General features: G+C 25.9%; 18 protein-coding genes. 7 read left to right on the top strand and 11 right to left on the bottom strand.

The window, feature by feature from the left end:
• Positions 1-10: 10 nt before the first annotated feature.
• Positions 11-1,531 (bottom strand): response regulator, encoded by a 1,521-nt coding sequence (locus tag ACYUCG_RS02540; RefSeq protein WP_139933161.1) that lies wholly within the window; start codon positions 1,529-1,531, stop codon positions 11-13.
• A gap of 284 nt (positions 1,532-1,815) precedes the next feature.
• On the opposite strand from ACYUCG_RS02540, the gene ACYUCG_RS02535 reads away from it, so the two are divergent.
• Entirely contained in the window at positions 1,816-2,850 is a 1,035-nt protein-coding gene (locus ACYUCG_RS02535; protein WP_460268019.1) for an acyltransferase family protein, read from the top strand.
• Positions 2,851-2,999: 149 nt separating this feature from the next.
• Here the strand turns inward: ACYUCG_RS02535 and ACYUCG_RS02530 are convergent, their stop codons facing one another.
• The 8 genes from ACYUCG_RS02530 to ACYUCG_RS02495 all read right to left on the bottom strand — a co-directional run bounded on the left by ACYUCG_RS02530 (position 3,000) and on the right by ACYUCG_RS02495 (position 9,852).
• Positions 3,000-3,551, bottom strand: a complete 552-nt coding sequence (locus ACYUCG_RS02530; protein WP_139933159.1) for an outer membrane protein assembly factor BamD — start codon at positions 3,549-3,551, stop codon at positions 3,000-3,002.
• A gap of 327 nt (positions 3,552-3,878) precedes the next feature.
• Positions 3,879-4,610, bottom strand: a complete 732-nt coding sequence (locus ACYUCG_RS02525) for a hypothetical protein (RefSeq protein ID WP_060794626.1) — start codon at positions 4,608-4,610, stop codon at positions 3,879-3,881.
• Between the two features lie 176 nt (positions 4,611-4,786).
• On the bottom strand, positions 4,787-5,464 hold the full coding sequence (locus tag ACYUCG_RS02520) for a hypothetical protein (RefSeq protein WP_060794625.1): 678 nt from the start codon (positions 5,462-5,464) through the stop codon (positions 4,787-4,789).
• A 167-nt stretch (positions 5,465-5,631) separates the two neighbouring features.
• The gene (locus ACYUCG_RS02515; RefSeq protein ID WP_060794624.1) at positions 5,632-6,054 is read right to left on the bottom strand and encodes a MarR family winged helix-turn-helix transcriptional regulator; all 423 of its coding nucleotides are present in this window, start codon (positions 6,052-6,054) and stop codon (positions 5,632-5,634) included.
• A gap of 137 nt (positions 6,055-6,191) precedes the next feature.
• Entirely contained in the window at positions 6,192-6,656 is a 465-nt protein-coding gene (locus tag ACYUCG_RS02510; RefSeq protein WP_003451945.1) for a hypothetical protein, read from the bottom strand.
• Positions 6,657-7,109: 453 nt separating this feature from the next.
• Entirely contained in the window at positions 7,110-7,331 is a 222-nt protein-coding gene (locus tag ACYUCG_RS02505; protein ID WP_060794623.1) for a hypothetical protein, read from the bottom strand.
• 274 nt (positions 7,332-7,605) lie between these two features.
• Positions 7,606-7,860, bottom strand: coding sequence for a hypothetical protein (locus tag ACYUCG_RS02500; protein WP_415341611.1), 255 nt, complete (start codon positions 7,858-7,860; stop codon positions 7,606-7,608).
• A 69-nt stretch (positions 7,861-7,929) separates the two neighbouring features.
• The gene (locus ACYUCG_RS02495) at positions 7,930-9,852 is read right to left on the bottom strand and encodes a family 20 glycosylhydrolase (RefSeq protein ID WP_460268018.1); all 1,923 of its coding nucleotides are present in this window, start codon (positions 9,850-9,852) and stop codon (positions 7,930-7,932) included.
• A gap of 197 nt (positions 9,853-10,049) precedes the next feature.
• Between ACYUCG_RS02495 and ACYUCG_RS02490 the strand changes: the two genes are divergently transcribed.
• Positions 10,050-10,739: a hypothetical protein gene (locus ACYUCG_RS02490; protein ID WP_460268017.1), complete on the top strand. Its 690-nt coding sequence runs from the start codon at positions 10,050-10,052 to the stop codon at positions 10,737-10,739.
• A 251-nt stretch (positions 10,740-10,990) separates the two neighbouring features.
• Here the strand turns inward: ACYUCG_RS02490 and ACYUCG_RS02485 are convergent, their stop codons facing one another.
• Together ACYUCG_RS02485 and ACYUCG_RS02480 are read right to left on the bottom strand one after the other, a co-directional pair.
• The gene (locus ACYUCG_RS02485) at positions 10,991-12,454 is read right to left on the bottom strand and encodes a sulfatase (RefSeq protein WP_460268016.1); all 1,464 of its coding nucleotides are present in this window, start codon (positions 12,452-12,454) and stop codon (positions 10,991-10,993) included.
• 242 nt (positions 12,455-12,696) lie between these two features.
• Entirely contained in the window at positions 12,697-13,032 is a 336-nt protein-coding gene (locus ACYUCG_RS02480; protein WP_060794618.1) for an SdpI family protein, read from the bottom strand.
• A 1,527-nt stretch (positions 13,033-14,559) separates the two neighbouring features.
• On the opposite strand from ACYUCG_RS02480, the gene ACYUCG_RS02475 reads away from it, so the two are divergent.
• From ACYUCG_RS02475 to ACYUCG_RS02455, 5 genes are all read left to right on the top strand, one after another.
• The gene (locus tag ACYUCG_RS02475) at positions 14,560-15,249 is read left to right on the top strand and encodes a glycosyltransferase family 2 protein (RefSeq protein ID WP_060794617.1); all 690 of its coding nucleotides are present in this window, start codon (positions 14,560-14,562) and stop codon (positions 15,247-15,249) included.
• A 15-nt stretch (positions 15,250-15,264) separates the two neighbouring features.
• The gene (locus ACYUCG_RS02470) at positions 15,265-15,597 is read left to right on the top strand and encodes a DUF2304 domain-containing protein (protein WP_081092134.1); all 333 of its coding nucleotides are present in this window, start codon (positions 15,265-15,267) and stop codon (positions 15,595-15,597) included.
• On the top strand, positions 15,594-15,941 hold the full coding sequence (locus tag ACYUCG_RS02465) for an EamA family transporter (protein WP_060794615.1): 348 nt from the start codon (positions 15,594-15,596) through the stop codon (positions 15,939-15,941). Before ACYUCG_RS02470 ends, ACYUCG_RS02465 begins: the two co-directional genes overlap by 4 nt.
• Before the next feature lie 14 nt (positions 15,942-15,955).
• The gene (locus tag ACYUCG_RS02460; protein ID WP_139933154.1) at positions 15,956-17,224 is read left to right on the top strand and encodes an ArnT family glycosyltransferase; all 1,269 of its coding nucleotides are present in this window, start codon (positions 15,956-15,958) and stop codon (positions 17,222-17,224) included.
• A gap of 62 nt (positions 17,225-17,286) precedes the next feature.
• Complete coding sequence (locus ACYUCG_RS02455; RefSeq protein WP_275890593.1) at positions 17,287-17,412, top strand: hypothetical protein; 126 nt, start codon at positions 17,287-17,289, stop codon at positions 17,410-17,412.
• Positions 17,413-17,425: the final 13 nt, after the last annotated feature.

The following is a 17,425-nucleotide window of genomic DNA, read 5'->3' as shown; positions in this document are numbered from 1 at the left end:
CTCACTTATCTTAACTATTCTTACGTTTAAATTGGTTTGGAGTTACTCCAAAATAATTCTTAAATATACGGTTAAAGTATGATTGATTTTCATATCCACAGGCCTTACCAACTTGTACAATTTTCATATTCCCTTCTTCTAAAAACTCCTTAGCCTTATTCATTCTAAAATCAGTTATATATTTAACTATGTTTGAGCCTGTTTCTTTCTTAAAAACATAGCTTAAATAGGTTGGCGTAAAATTAACCTTATCTGCAATATAATCTAAACTTAGTTCACTGCTATATTCATTTTTTATTATCTTTATCACTTTGTTAGCTATACTTTTTTCATCTAAAATATCATTATCACATTCCTTTGCAATATCCTTTATAATAGATTCAAAAGCTACTTTTAAGGTTTCACTTGAGTTACATTTTAATATCTTTTCTATAAAGCTCTTTTTCACTTCACCATTATATATATCAAAGGATTGGCAAAGCTTTTCTATTAAATCATAAAAAAGGTGATGTATGTATATAGTGCTAAGTGATCCTGATTCTAACATATATTCTATAAGCTTATTTATGTAAAATTCAATATCATTTAAGTTCCTTTCATTTATAGATTTTTTAAGATTTTCCTTTACATTCTCTATTTCAAGTGTGTATAAATTATTAGATTTATCCTTATTAACTCTAATAATCCTTGATTCAAAATCATAAATATTTTCCTTTATATTATTTAATCCTTTTACCTCATCATAGATTTTTTCAATTCCACAAAATACATTACTAATAAAAAAAGAAGAGTTTTCATTGGCTAATAATTTAATTTCTCTGGCTAATTTAAAACAAACTTCTTCTAAAAAATCCTCTTTTATTTTTAAATTGCTATGCAATAATAAATATGATTCATTAGGATAAAAATTTATATATTCATATGGAATTTTTAAATATGTATTTAAGAGATTAAAGAAAATCTCCTCCTTCTCCTCAAAAAAGTTATCTCTTGTCTCTATGTTTATTAATACTAAATATTTATCTTTCAACTGTATATTGTATACGTTTAACTTTTCATTAATATCATTTTGGTTGTTGTGATTAGCTAATAGCTTATAAAGTAACATCTTCTTGCTTGATTCCATAAGTAATTCTTTTTCTTTCTCTTCTTCCTTTCTTTTTATGCAGCTTTTTATTACCTCTTCCATAACTCTTTTAAATTCATCCACCTCAATAGGTTTAAGTAAATAATCAACCACTTTTGCTTCTAAGGCTTTTTTAGCATAGTCAAATTCACTATATGCACTAAAAATTATTATTCTAATTTTAGGATCATATTTAAATGTTTCCTTTGCTAATTCTAGTCCATCCATGAAAGGCATCTTTACATCTGTAAAAAGAATATCTATATGATTTTTCTTTATGTATTCTAAAGCTTCTTTTCCATTTACAGCTTTAGCTATATTCAAAGGAAATTCATATCTTTTTATAAGAAATTCAATTCCTTCACGTTCTGTAACCTCATCATCTACTAATAGTATTTTTAACATATCTTCTCCCCCTTTTATGCTTAAAAACTTCTTTAACTTTATATAATTATTAATATATAAAATTAATTACTAATTCTACTTTAATATAATGTATAATAAAAATTCAATAATAGTTAAAAATTTTTCTTTATAATAGATTTGTTAATACCTAAATTTAACATAATTATTAACAATAATTTTAATACATAGTTATTTTATATAATTTTATTATAAAAATAATACTTTTTATAATACTAAGAACAATATAGTAGAGATATTCAAACTTATTTAAGGAAGTGAATTACTTGAAAACACAAACTAGGAATTACTTAATTGATAATAGTAAAGGCCTTTTAATATTTTTAGTGGTCTTAGGACACAGTTTAGAATTTATTAGAAAAGATTATGAAGTGGCAAGACTTTTATATGTATTCATATATGAATTTCATATGCCTGTATTTGTTTTTATTTCAGGATATCTTTCAAAAAATGTAGAAAAAGGACGTAGAAATGCCGTAAGAAATTTTCTCACTCCTTTTTTATTATTTAATATAATATGGAATTTAATCACATTGGCAGGTCCATTATTTTTAAGAGGTAAATTTACTAAACTTCCTAATGAACAAGCATTTTCCTTCTTCACTCCTGGTTGGGCACTATGGTATATATTTGCAATGTTTTTATGGAAAATCCTTTTACCTGATCTTTTAAAGTTTAAAAATATTTTTATACTTAGTATTGTTGCAGGTATCTTTGTAAAACTCTCTGGTGAATTTGGCTCTTATATGGCTCTTTCTAGAACCATTACCTTTGCTCCATTTTTCTTAGCTGGTTATTATTCTAGTGAGGAAAAATTAAAAAGATTTAGGAAGTTTACAAGATTTAATATTATAAACAAAGTTCCTTCAATATTAATTCTAATTATTGGAGTTTTAATAGCCTTAATTTTTGTTAACTATTCAAATATTGCAGATGAATTTTTCTGGGCTGATAGATCATATAGTAATTTTAATATAAAAATATTCACTGGAATCTTGCTTTATATTGCAGTTTATATAATTGGATTTGCTTTTGTATATGTCTTTATAAACTTAATGCCAGAAAATCAAACATTCCTATCAAAAATAGGTAAAAATACTCTTTCAGTTTATTTTTTGCATACTTATTTTATAGGTAGTATTTTAGGATTAACAAGCTTAATGTCAAGTAATTATGGAAAGTTACTTGCACTAATAGTAGGCTCTCTAATAGTAACATTTATTCTCTCTAGAGATGGTGTAGCTAGATTTTTTAATAAATTTTTAAATAAATTTAATAGACTATTATTTATAAAAGAATAGGGATATATCTTAAGATATATCCCTTATAATACTTATTAAAAACTTAATTGGAATTATATTTAGTCCAAAAATCTATAATTTAACTTATTTCCATTTATATAATCATATGAAATACTTTTTTTCCCAATGTATCCATCTACAAATAACTCTCATTTCTTAGTACTTTCTATAGATAATTCTGAAATCAATTTCAATTTTATTTGTTCAAATTTTTCCTTTTGTTCCTTTGTTCTTACTCTTCCATCTAAACTCTTTGTAAGCAATACTGCATCTGAATAATTTTTATTATCTATAAACTTTTCTAACTTTTCCATATCACTTTTTATATCTTTATCATATTCAGATTTTTCATCTATATTTTTCTTTAAGGAATCTACACATTGCTTAAAATTTGTAAATTCATTAGACTTCTCTCCAATATTTTGAACCTTAACTTCAGCTTTTCTTACACTACCATCTTCTAAAGCCTTACTTGCTTGCAAATAATTTTCGATCATATCTTTTAATTCTTTTGCCTCTTTATTTTTAGGATTTTCGTCTAAAGCTAACTCTAAAGACACAACTGCTTTCTCATATTGCCCTTCATTAATAAATTCTTTTCCCTTATCTAATGCTTTATTAGAACTACTACATGCAATAAGATTTAATGTCAAAATTGTAATTAATCCGCCGAACATTAAAGCCTTAATATTTCTCTTCACCTAATTAACCTCCTGTCAACTAATGTACATTATTTTAATTTAGCTTAGCAAAATAATTTAAGCAAAATTATAACCCTATAAAAAATCCTATATTTCTATAATTTTTTCAATTTCCTTTTTATCCCAAATAAATAGTATCATATTTTGAACAATAAGTAAATATTCTTAACTCACAAAAATAATAATGAATAATAAGTAAAATTTTTAAATATATAAAACCAATCTAATTAAAACCTAGCAAAATCAAAGGGAGTAATTTAATATAATCAAATTACTCCCTAAATATGTAACATTATTCTCTTTTATTTTTGTAACATCTTACAAATGCTATATTAACTTTATATAAGAATTTAATTTTGACATTTGGATTTCATTTTTAATTTTATAAACTCCATACTTACTTTCGACCATCTTTCCTCCAAGCTTTCTAACATGCCATTGTATGTTCATCCTATCTTCTAAGCCTTCTAGCTCTTCATATTCATCACTTTTTATTTTAAGATAACATTCTCTGATAACTTTACAAAACTCTCTTGGTATTTTTACATCTCTCATAGCTCTAACTATTCCTTCTTTTCCTTCAACTAAAAGGATCTCAAAAGTATAATCTAAATCCTCTGATAAATAAAAATCATCGGAAGCAAAATTTAAATCAACTGGAAAAGCACTGCATTCCAAAACTCCATCTATAGTTAGAGTAAACCCTATAAAGTCTCTTGAAAGCCCAAACTCCTTTTTTGGATAAATCTGAAATCCAAGCTCTAGCTTTCCATAGTTAATAGCAAAATGATCTTCTTGTGTTGAATTATCCCATCTTAATAATAGGTTAAATTCATCTTTATTTTGAAGAACCATTGCACTATCTCCCTTAATATCCATATAGGTCTTATCTCCTATACCAACAATAACCCCCTCATCATCATAACACGCCTCTTCTTCACTCTTTTCCAGTTCATCCCTAGCATTATTGATAGCACTTAAGAAAAGTTCATCTTCGAATTCATCTGTTTTAATAAGTTCTCTGACGAAATCTCTAACATCACTAAGCTTCTCATTCATCATAAAAACCTCCCCATTTATTACACGCCATCCCAATCCATTATATACCAAAATCTATTTTTGGTACAGATAATGAAAAAGACCATATCAAAGTATTTACTTAATCATAAAACTTGCACAAGATATAAGTATTTATAATTAAATTACTTTTGATATAGTCTAATATAATTATAGTTTTAATCTTTAATATATTTATCTAAATTAGATTCTTCTGGTTCATCTGTAAACTTATAGAGACTAAAACTTTCTTCTACCTGCTTTGATGTTATTCCATCAAAAAGTATAGCATCAAGATTTTCTAAATCTTCTAAAGCAACTTCTCTATTATAATCTTCTCTTGTAATTTTCAAATAATACTCTCTAATAATCTGACAAAGCTCCCTTGGAAATCTAATATATCTCATAGCTCTTACTATATGCTTTTCGTCTATAGCAATTATATTTAAAGCGTAATTCATTTTCTCAGAAAATTCAAAACCTTCAGGAGTAAAATTAAAATCTAGCCTCATATCACTATAATCAACAGCATCCTTTATTGATAAGGTAAATCCAACAAAATCATAATTAATATCAAAATCTTCTCTCTTAAAAAGCTGAAATCCAAAATCAACCTTTCCTTTACTTACGCCTCTAAAACTCTTCTTAGCTTCACTTGGAAACCTTAGAATAACTAGGAGACTATCCTTATCCGTCAAAAGGCTAACCATGTCCTCCGAAAGATCTATAGAAAGCTTGCTACCAACCTCTAAATAACAATCACCATCTTCATCATTAGATTCTAGTTCCTGAAGGTTGTCCTTTCCTAAAACCTGATACAAATAGTTTTTAAATTCAATATCAAATTCATTTTCCATCCCTTAAGTCGTCTCCTTCATTTTTAAATAACCTTCAACTATTATATATCAACAACATTATAGTTACAAACCATATTTTAACCATTTTTAATTCTAAAAAGACTTTAAAAATAGCAGAGACACTATATACCCTAATAATTAATTAAGTTCTTCTAAATAACTAAGTATTACTTTATCTTGTCCCTAAGCTTTAAAAGTACCTCTCTTATTTCCTTAACCTCTTCATGAGTAAAGTTTTCAAATACACTATCAAAGCTATTATTTATATCACACCTAAAAGTTCTTGCAAACTCTACTCCTTTTTTAGAGAAAACTATATATGTATTTCTCTTATCCTTTTCATTCTTAAATTTCTCTACATACCCCATATTTTCAAGTCTTGACACTATTCCTGACACAGTTCCTTTAGCTAAGGACATTTCATCGCAAAGCTCCTTAACTGTAACCTTACCTTTATGAGCTATAAGTTTAATCACTGTTATTTGTTGGTGAGTAAGACCACTTTCTTTAAGCCCTTCACTTACTTTCCCCATGGTATTTGAATAAATTTCCTTTATAAGCATAGCTATTTCAAATGAATCATAATTCATATAAGTCCCTCTTTTCTAAAAATAAATTTCAAATTATATCTATCCAAATTTAAAGCATATAAAAGATTTTCCATATAAAATTAATGGTACATAAAGTCTTCTAAACTCTATGCACCATTTAATATCTTTATACTAAATTAGCTAATTTTATATTTAACTTTTAAATTATCAAATGTGAAAAATCCTACAAAGAAATATACACCAGCCATAAATAGAGCTGCTCCTAATCCCATATAAAAATCTCCTAAATAAACTGGATTAAATATTCCTAAGTTTCTAACTGAAATTCCAAAGAAAATCATAAATCCCATTATAAGATAACTCTTAAAATCAAAGAAGGAAAATACACAATGTTTATCAAGTTTACTATTTACTATTCTTGTTGTATGTTTCTTAAACATTTTACTAAATATAAATTTAAAAAACACAAAAAATATAACTGCTGCAAAAATTATTGTTATAATTAAGTTTCCGTGATGTGACATAACATCTCCAAAACCTAAAGTAAATACTCTAAATCCTGCAAATCCCCATACTAATCCTGCTATAAAAAGTAAAATTCTCTTACTAACTCTTGGAGTAAATTTTTTAATTCCGTCCATAATTGTCATCTCCTATAAAATAATTTTATCCTATTAGATGCATACCACTTTAAAATGGTTCGCATGAAAACTCTCGGTTCCTATGCAAACTATTTTACTCCTAATAATAATTATTGTCAAACAAAAATTTTCACTTATTCCAATCTTTATTTATGTAAATTAATCATTAAAATTAAGTGTACTAAAATTTTATATTTACTTAAATTGTACCCTCTTCATAAAGACTTTTCTTTAAACACAAATTAACCTTTCAAAGATTTAGTATAAAAGAAATTTTTAAGGGAAACCTAAGTGTGTATCCTTATAGAAGTTAAGGCTTAATTTTTGTGATTGATGTTCATCACCTCCTAAAAGTCTTAATTTCTCAAATTTTCTATATGCCTTTTTAAATTGAAGATGGCTATACCTTATATTTCCCCCTTCTAAGAAACTTCAGGTATAGCCATATATTTTTTATTTAATATTATTTTTTATAATTTTAAAAGATGTAAAAGCAAAAATCACAAAGCCTACAAAGGATAAAATAGAACTTAATAAACGAATTATATCTCCTATTACACTTAATCCAATAAATCCAAAAATATCCATAACTCTTTGAAACATTTCTGTTTGAAGCAGCACGAGCATAAAAGATCCTAATGCTACTAAAATCAACTTAATATTTTTATTTTCCATTTAATTAACCTTCCCTATATTTCATATTAATTACTTTTTCCCTATTTTCCACTTAAAATATTTATTCACAAAAATTAAAAATATAACTAATAAGATACCCATTATAAAAGGCTCTAAATCCTCATACAACCTAATAAAGGTATTCAACTAAAAATCCTCCTTAAAATTTTCCAAACTCAATAATCCTATTTTTTAAAATATTATTTCTAATAATATTTCTCTTAAAATAAATAAACTTTAATCTTTTATGCTTTTTAATTTTCAATTAAGTATATTAGGGTGAATACTTCATAAACCATGGTCCTAACCTTACTTCTGTAGAAATATCATCATTTTCATAACTCATTTTTACATATTTAATAATTTTATATCCCAACCCACAATATTCTTTAGAACCTCCATCCTTATAAACAGCAATTTCTACTGAAAAGATTGGATTTTCATTAGTTTTTATCAAATAATAGTCAGTGGACATTAATATAACCCATATAATTACTATTGTGATTACACTTATAATAATTTTTTTCATATCATACTATCCCCAATTTAATTGTTTATCCATTGCTTATATTTCCAAAATTTATAAAATACAAACTTATTACCAGCTTAAAATATTTTGTGTTGCTATTTTTTGATATTCATTGCAACATATAAGTTTACAATCATCTCCTCCAAAATATTCAGAAAAATACAACCTTTCCTCTTCTAGCTCTTCTATTTTATCAATATTTCCTTTAAGATATGCTTTTATTCTATACATAGTTGAATCACATCTCGCCATAACTCCACCAAGTCTAATATCTATAACTTCAAAACCTTGTCCTTTACATTCTTTATACCATAGCTCCCTAAAACTTTTATGAAAACTCTTTAACCTTTCTTGTATTTCTGGAATAAAGTTATATGCTATAAGCCTTAAGGCATCCTTATCATTTTCTAAATAAGCTTTTCTTATTTCTAGTCCTATCTCACTTTTAACAGAAAGATAATCAGCAAGTTTAGAATACATAGTAAACATTAATTTAAACCTCTCACTTTTCTCTCCTATTTCCTCATATTTTTTAGAAAGATTAATATAATGTTCTTCTAAATCTAAACCCTCTAAATGCTTATCAAAGGCTCCTAAAAGCAAATCTTGGTAAGCTATATATTTTGAAGGATTGCAAACCTCCATATTAGGAATTTTAACTGATGGAACAAGATCTAATTCTTCTAAAGAAGTAAAATCCTCCATGCTAAGCCCTGTTAAAGCCTTACATCTTTCATCTATCCATTCTTTATCTACCTTATGATAATAGCCATGCTCTCCAAATAATATAAGACCTACTATTATTGAATATATTGGCGTTTCTGCTCCATCATCTCCCCAAGCAGTAGCAAAGACTTCCTTTATTCCTTTAGCCTTACATTGATTTAAGGCAGCATTTGTTGTTTCAAAGGTCTTTGAATAGTTTGGAGCAAATCCACTCCACCTCCAGCATCCTCCTGCAAAGATAATATTATTATTAAAGTTATCTCTAATATCTAAAAGCTTCTTATATTTTTCTTCATCACAATTATAATAATCCCAATAAACTAAAGAAACTTCCTCTGGAATATTATTTGCTATTTCAGGAGTTATAACTATATCTAAATCGTAATATCCACCCTCTGGAGCTCCACATCTTAAAAACATATCATCCCAAATCATTGGCTTAAAATCATATTTTTTTGCTATTTCATTAACCTTATTTAAATGCTCTACCATAAGTTTTTGATGAGGAACATGTCCATGTTTAGTTAAATAATGTCCTCTTCCTAAATCAAAGGCTTCATCCATACCTATATGAATATTTTTACTTCTAAAACACTCTCTTAAAGAAGAAAGCATTGCCTCTATAAACCTATAAGTCTTTTCCTCTCCTACTAAAAGTACATCTTGGGTGTCTTTTATACCTTCCCCATATGACCATCTTAAAGTTTGTTTTAAGTGAGCTAAAGTTTGAATACAAGGTACAACCTCTATACCTAAAAAGTATCCATAATCATCAATTTCCCTTAACTCCTCTTTGCTATATCTTCCTCTCATATAACCAAAGTATGGATAACCATCAATCTCATAAGTATCTTCAGTATAAAGCATACACCTATTATGTCCCATTAAGGCCATATATCCTAATATCTTTTTAACCTCAGAAACTCTATAGACAGCATTTCTTGAGGCATCTATCATTGCTCCTACTGAATCAATATAAGTTTTTTCGCTTCTTGAAAAACTCTCCTCTCCCTTTTTAAGAAATTGAAGATATAAACTAAATGCTCTAAAAAAGTGATGTTTTTTCTTATATCTTATTTCATTATTTTTTCCTCTAAGGACTTCTATTACATTTTCTGATTCTTCAGGAAGCTTAGAAACATTTATAATTTCTAAATTTTCATTCTTACTTTCCTTCTCATTATAAAGCTGAAAATCAATTAGTTCTTCTAATCCCTTGACAGCTTCTAACATTTCCTCATTTAATCCAACTAATTTAACTCTCATCTTTATTCCCCTCTCATACTAAAAATAGACGTTTCCTATATAATTCCACATTAAAATCAAATATCCTACTAAAAAGATTATTTTATAATAAATAAAAATAAATTGTTATAAAAATGAACTTTTTGTTGACTAAAATCTAACTTGAATATATAATCTAATTGAAATTGATTATCAACAACAGAAAAGGAGATATAATAATGCTACTTATAATTTCATTATTAATAACAACATTCTTGAGTATTGTTTTTTATAAAAAAATAAAAAAATATTCTTCAATACTCTACATAATAGCTACTTTAATAGCTGTATTTTTCATAGTATTTATGAAAACCGATCTACATAACTATATTCCTAAACACATAAGTAAATACACTATAGGAGTATTCTCTAAAAGTACTTTTTCCTTAGCTTTATTTACTATAGTAATGTACACTGGAGCTTTAAGTAATTCATTTAAATATAAGAAAAACCTAATGGCTATAAGAGGCGAACTTTCAATAATCGCTTGTATCTTAACCTTAGGTCATAATATTTTATATGGAATATATTATTTCCCTACATTCTTTACTAACCCACATTCTTTAACTTATTATAAGTTTTTTGCAACTTTATTAAGTTTAATCATGATATGCTTAATGATTCCTTTAATGATTACTTCATTCCAATGTGTAAGAAAAAAAATGAACTATAAAACATGGAAAAAAATTCAAAGGTCAGCATATTTATTTTATGGCTTAATGTACATACATATAATGCTTTTATACATACCAAAATTTGATAAAAAGCTTTTTGAAATAATATTATATAGTATTATATTCTTTGCATACTACTTATTACGTATAAGAAAGTATTTTAAAGATAAATCTAAACCTTGTTTTAGCAAATAAAAATTACTCTAAAAATGGACTAGCTCTTTTTACCATTAAGAGCCTCTAATAGTTTTTAAAATAAATAAAATAACATATGCATAAATAACTACACATATAAATAAAACTTATAAATAGATAAAGCGCTTATATTTTTTAAACTCTAAATCTATTTATAAGTTTTTTAATATATCTAACCCATAATATTTAAGCTTATTAAATTTATAATAAATTTTCTTTATATGCCCTACTAAAAATTATATTTTTATCTTTTATTTAAATTCCTCTGGATGTCTTCTCTTAAGTTCTGGAACTGCCCATCCTCTTCCTGTTTGCTCTAATCTTTTACAATACTCTTTTAAATGACCCTTAGCATGATATGGTCCTCCCTCTCTTATTACAGTCCAAAGTGGATCAACATCACTTTCACTGGTCATCATCATTTCATCATGCCACTGTTGAAGAAGATATGCTCCTTCCATGCATAGTTCTTTTCTTATCTCTGATAAATTTCTTATTTCGTGAGGATCATCCTCTACATTAAAAAGCATTTCCTTTGGGAATAAGTGATATCCATCATGATAAGTTCTAATATAAATATAATCTTTAAATCTTACAGCTCTTTGGCACACATGAGCACATTGCCCTAAAACCAAATAATCTCTTCCTGTATCTTCTCCATTTAAGATACTTTGTGCATAGCTTCTACCATCCCAATAATCTTTCTTTTCCTTATTAAATAACTCAGCTAAAGTTGGTGCCAAATCTAAATTATAATGAAATCCATCATCTCTATAATTTTTCATAGCTCCAGGCCACTTTATTATCATTGGTATTTTAGTAGTTGCATAATCAGCAGTTCCGTGCTCTGCATACATACCAAATTCCCCTATTGCCTCCCCATGGTCTGATGTTATTATAATAGCAAGGTCTTCGTATAATCCTTTATCTTTTAATAATTTAAGTATTTGTCCAATATGAGAATCCATATAGTTTATTCCTGAATCATATTGATCAAAGAATTTTATAAGCTCATCATAATTTTTAATTTCTCCCATATGTTTTGGAAATCTTGGTGATGTATCACTATTATACATTCCTATTTCTCTAGCTCCATGTGGTCCAACTTTATTGTTACGATGTTCATTAAATCTTTCCTCACTTATCCATCTCTTTAAACCATCTCCTTCAAAGGGATTTTCATAAGTATCTGGAGTTCTATACGGAGTATGTGCATCCCAATAGTTTACATGAAGAAACCAGTTATCTTTATCTCCATTATCTTCTATCCATTTTAATACAGTTGGAGTTACTTCTTCTGCTGACTCTGCTCCACATCCACCTACGTTATGAAGCTCATTAAACCCAGCATTAAACCACCACGCACTATGTCTCTCAGCAAAAGTACTTATAGAAGCTGTATGAAACCCTTCACTTCTTAAAAACATAGGAAGGCTATTAAATGCCATTCTATCATTGAAACCTCTATTCTCTCCATCTATTCTGAAATCAGCACAAACTCCTCCATGATTTACAACACCAGTATGTATTCCAAATCTTCCTGACATAAGTGCAGCTCTTGAAGGAAGGCATGGTGCATCTGAGCAATAGTAATTTTCAAAAGTTATGCCCTCCCTTGAAACACTATCTATATTAGGTGATGTATTTCTTTCATATCCATAGCAACCTAAATGATCTGCTCTTAAAGTATCTAAATCTAACATTAATATTCTCATTTTCTCAACCCCTTTAATAAAACGAAAATTTAATTTCTTTAATATATAATTCAACACAACTTCAAAAATTCCTATATAAAATCTCTATTATTATTAAATTCTATAATTATCCTCTTAAATTAATAGTTTCTCATACTTAATTTAAATTTATAAAGAAAAAAGGCATGTATCAAAATATAATAAAAGCTATTTTGATACATGCCCTTTTGAAAAAAACTAATAGTTATATATTTATTATAAAACTAAATTTCTTTAATTTTATTGAATCTTCTTATATGAATTTCAGTACAAATTATAGGACTAACTAAAATTAATATACTCACCACGATATACCCTATATCAGAAATTTCTAAATTAAAAAATCTAATTATCAAAGTGAATATTATTGAGAATATAAACACCCCAATACATGGTTTTAAAATATAATTATTTGCCTCTTCCCATGTTTCTTTATTCCTCATTGCATACTTTAGTTTATATCCTACAAAAAGATTGGGATATTCCTCATAGTCATCATGCAGCTTTTTACAAATAAGCCCAATAATAAACATAACTATTCCCATAAAAATTATAACCAAAAATATTTTCCCCTTTCTTGTTTAAACACCAATACTTAAAAATAAAAAATTGCAATTGCCTTTATATAATACCACTATTTACCACAAATTTCATTGAATAAATTCGCTAAAATTCATCCATTATCCTTTAAATCCATTCATTCCCATTAGTTTTTTGTATATTTCTCATATTTTAACTAATGAGCTATAAAATTAAATAAATAAATTTAATTTTGAATATAAATTTAGATTAAGTAAATAATAATTCATGAAGAAGGTTTATTTCATTCCTTCTTCATAACTACTTACTTTTTAAGCTTATAGGTTTAAGATTTAATAGCCTATCTCTTACGATTATTAAAAGTGTAATTAATTAGTCAATCAACTTTAACTCTCTCAAAATTATTGTCACTTCATTTAATTAAGGAGAATACCTCTCTTTCAAAGAGATTCTTAAACCTATAAGTTTTTTAAAAAAAGAAGAGCTATTCCTCCCACTGAATAGCTCTTCATTTACTCACTCAACAATATATACAATATAAATTAATACTTTATTTTACTTATAAATGTTACCACTCCATCTTCAATTTAACAATGTTCTAAAATTAACAAATTGTTACGTATATTACAGTAATAAATTATTTTTTAACATTATTCTCTTCTAACTTTTAATTTCGTTAAAATATTCATTTTATTTATGTACTCTATTATCCAATTCGATTTCGATAATAGAAATTGGTCATACCACCTTTCAAATAGCTGTTTTTATACCTTTTTATTTTATAAATAACATATTTATTTTCTAAAGATTTAAAAATAAAAAATATTTAAAAATTTTCCTTTTTTATTTTTCTCCTTTATTGTTCATTTGAATAAAAGTACTATCTTTTAAAATATTGTAACTTTTTGAAATACTATAGGTAATAAATTTACTAATTAACAATAAATCTAAACTTTTATTATAAATAAAATTGAAATAGAACTAAAATATTTTATTTTTCTTTTTTTGTACAAGCTTGAAAATTTGATACTATCTATAAACAAAATTATAATTAAATTGTTAATACTTAAAATAAAATATAGGTTTAGGAGAGTGAGATATATGTTAGGTAACATAGTAATTTATCTTAATTATGTTATATTAGTAGCAATTATTGTAGGTGGTATAACCTTAGTGGTTGCAGACTTAAAAAAACATGAACATAAGTAAACATTTAAGTTTTGACGGAATCTCACATATAAAATAATCTATGCATTTAAGTTTTGACAGAAAAAAATCTCTAGCTTATGTAGCTAGAGATTTTTCATTTTAATATACATAATCCTTTTTATAATATATGTTTAATACTAAATTTTATAGATATAAAAAATAAAATTTAACATATAATTTTATATAAATTAACCTTTTTTTATTAATTGTTACAATTTATTCAACATATATTTTAAAATCATTATAATTATATATATAATTCGTTATATATTTTGCAAAATACTGTATATTATGTTAATATATCTTAATATAGTAGTATAATTGAAAGGAGCTATTAAATGAAAATTTTAGTGATTATTCCTGCATATAACGAAGAAAAATCTATTTCTAAAGTTATTATGGATATCTATAATCAAAGAATAAAAAATTTAGATATCTTAGTCATAAATGATGCCTCTAGTGATAATACCAAGTTTGAAGCTCAAAAATTGGGAGTTAATGTTGTAGACTTACCACTAAACTTAGGAATAGGAGGAGCAGTTCAAACAGGTTATATATATGCTTACAATAATAACTATGATATAGCCATTCAATTTGATGGAGATGGTCAACATATGGCAAAATATCTGAATGATATGATAAAAGCCATAATCAATGAAAATTACGATATGGTAGTAGGTTCTAGATTTATAAATAATAGCAATTATAAGCCTAGTATCTATAGAAAATTAGGAATAAACTTCTTTTCATCACTTGTTTCAATTTTAGGTAGAAAAAAAGTTTTTGACACTACATCAGGATATAGAGCTGTAAATAACTCTGTAATTAAGGAGTTTGTAGAATATTATCCTAAAGATTATCCAGAAGTAGAAACACTATCATATATTATTAGAAAAGGTTTTAAAGTTAAAGAAATTCCTGTTGAAATGAACTATAGAGAATCTGGAAAATCCTCTATAACTCCACTAAAATCTATTTACTATATGCTAAAAGTAACTTTTGCAACTATAATTTCACCTGATAAATAAGAAAGGATCATTTTTATGTATTGGTATTGCGTTATAATAGCATTAATATTTTTAATTTTGACAATATTATTTATAAAAAAACGGTTATTAGACATAAGATACACTTTAGTTTGGTTTACTGCTGGAATAAGCATGCTTTTATTATCATTAAATAGTGGTATTTTAGATTATTTTTCAAAAATACTAAATATAATCTATCCACCATCATTGTTATTTTTAATTGGAATTTTATTTTGTTTTATATTAATTTTAAGTTTAATAGTTACAATAACATCCTTACAGATTAAACTCACTAGACTTACACAAGAAATTGCTTTACTAAAAAATGAAAAGGAGAACAAAGAATGATATATCCTTTACTTATATTAAATATTTTACTATTAGTATGTGGACAAACCTTATGGAAAATAGGGTTAAAAAATAAAACTTTAGCTTTTACATTTGATAGCATAATTAATTTAATATTTAACCCATATATTTTGTGTGGGGTACTGCTATACGGTGTAGCTACACTTATTTGGTTATATATACTTTCGAACTCAGATTTATCTTTAGTATATCCATTACAAAGTTTATGCTATGTTTTAGCACTATTTGTTTCTATCTTTATCTTGAATGAAAGTGTCCCTACCAATAGATGGATAGGTGTTGGTTTTATAATATTAGGTTCGTTTTTTATTGGTATTAAATAAGGGGGAGATTCACATTGTTTTCTTTAAAAGAAGAAAGTAAGAAAACTAAATTGATATTATATACTATTATGTTCATATTTTTTATTATAGGAACTTATACTGTAATTAAATATGGAAATAATTATTTGCTAGGTAACTTTAATGAATGGAATAATGACGATGTAAAGTATGTTAGAAGTGCATGGACCCTATTAGATACTGGTAAATTTACATATCATAACGTAAATGATGAAACAGTATTTATAATGCCTGGGTTGCCTTATACTATGGCATTCTTTATGAGTATATTTGGTAAATTTGGAGGTATAACTGCATTTAGAATTTTCCAAGTAGTCCTTATGAGTTTAAGTTTTTCACTAATATTTTTTATTGGAAGATTTCTTTTCAACTCTAAAGTAGGAATTATAAGCTCAATATTAAGCGTTTTATATTTACCTAATCTTTTTACTCCAAATTTACTTCTAACGGAAGTTATATTTTATTTTTTAATATTACTATTGGTATATACAACATTAGTAGCAATAAAGTCAAAGAAAATAAAACATTATATTATAGGCGGTATAGTATGGGGAATAGCAGCATTATTTAGACCTACAGTTGGGGCATATCCTATTGTAGTATTAATTTTATGGATATATAATAACTATAAATTTAAAGATATACTTAAGTTCACTATAATAGTGTCATCAGTATTTTGCTTAGTAATGAGCCCTTGGTGGATAAGAAATTATAAAGAATTCCATAGATTTATTCCTTTTACCTTATCATCTGGAAATCCTATGATACAAGGTTCATATATAAATTATGATACTACTATAGATTTTCATCCTTGGGAGACAACTGATGATGTAATAAAACAAGAAGAGTATTATAAGGATAATTTAGTATATAGATTTAAAAATTATATATTAAAGAAACCACTAACTTATGCAAAATGGTATTTAATAGATAAAACTGTTATTCTTTGGATAAGCCCATTCTACTGGAAACCAGTTTATAATATCCATATAGTTTTTGTTGGAATTTATCACATACTATTATTAACTCTTGGATTTATAGGTATGTATTCAATACATAAAAAATCTAAAAATAACAAACTTGATAAGACAGCAAGAATATTATTTTGGTTATTTATATACTATAGTGTAGTTCATATACCTTATATTACATTTAACAGATATTCTTATCCTATGATATGGATCTTTGTTATATCTTCTGCATTTGTGATAAATAATATAATAACCCAGAAAGCAAGAAAGACCAAAACAGCTATTAAATACTAATAATCCAATTTAGTTTGATAATTATATTAATAAATCCAAATTATATTTAAGGGGGATCTTCTATGGCTTTATTCAGTGTTTTTTCTATATTTTATTTAGTCTTTATCTTAACTATTGGATTTTTAGGAATATATGCACTTATTTTATTGATAAAGGCTTTAAAAATTTATATAAAAAATAATTCTTAATAATTTATATTAA

The organism is Clostridium sp. CTA-17, from assembly GCF_054767895.1.
This window is presented reverse-complemented; position numbering and strand designations above follow the sequence as displayed.

Excerpts from the sequence above, each read along its gene's own strand:
- ACYUCG_RS02540 (WP_139933161.1), bottom strand. The coding sequence starts at position 1,531 with ATGTTAAAAATACTATTAGTAGATGATGAGGTTACAGAACGTGAAGGA.
- ACYUCG_RS02525 (WP_060794626.1), bottom strand. The coding sequence starts at position 4,610 with ATGAATGAGAAGCTTAGTGATGTTAGAGATTTCGTCAGAGAACTTATT.
- ACYUCG_RS02520 (WP_060794625.1), bottom strand. The coding sequence starts at position 5,464 with ATGGAAAATGAATTTGATATTGAATTTAAAAACTATTTGTATCAGGTT.
- ACYUCG_RS02515 (WP_060794624.1), bottom strand. The coding sequence starts at position 6,054 with ATGAATTATGATTCATTTGAAATAGCTATGCTTATAAAGGAAATTTAT.
- ACYUCG_RS02510 (WP_003451945.1), bottom strand. The coding sequence starts at position 6,656 with ATGGACGGAATTAAAAAATTTACTCCAAGAGTTAGTAAGAGAATTTTA.
- ACYUCG_RS02505 (WP_060794623.1), bottom strand. The coding sequence starts at position 7,331 with ATGGAAAATAAAAATATTAAGTTGATTTTAGTAGCATTAGGATCTTTT.
- ACYUCG_RS02500 (WP_415341611.1), bottom strand. The coding sequence starts at position 7,860 with ATGAAAAAAATTATTATAAGTGTAATCACAATAGTAATTATATGGGTT.
- ACYUCG_RS02495 (WP_460268018.1), bottom strand. The coding sequence starts at position 9,852 with ATGAGAGTTAAATTAGTTGGATTAAATGAGGAAATGTTAGAAGCTGTC.
- ACYUCG_RS02490 (WP_460268017.1), top strand. The coding sequence starts at position 10,050 with ATGCTACTTATAATTTCATTATTAATAACAACATTCTTGAGTATTGTT.
- ACYUCG_RS02485 (WP_460268016.1), bottom strand. The coding sequence starts at position 12,454 with ATGAGAATATTAATGTTAGATTTAGATACTTTAAGAGCAGATCATTTA.
- ACYUCG_RS02475 (WP_060794617.1), top strand. The coding sequence starts at position 14,560 with ATGAAAATTTTAGTGATTATTCCTGCATATAACGAAGAAAAATCTATT.
- ACYUCG_RS02470 (WP_081092134.1), top strand. The coding sequence starts at position 15,265 with ATGTATTGGTATTGCGTTATAATAGCATTAATATTTTTAATTTTGACA.
- ACYUCG_RS02465 (WP_060794615.1), top strand. The coding sequence starts at position 15,594 with ATGATATATCCTTTACTTATATTAAATATTTTACTATTAGTATGTGGA.
- ACYUCG_RS02455 (WP_275890593.1), top strand. The coding sequence starts at position 17,287 with ATGGCTTTATTCAGTGTTTTTTCTATATTTTATTTAGTCTTTATCTTA.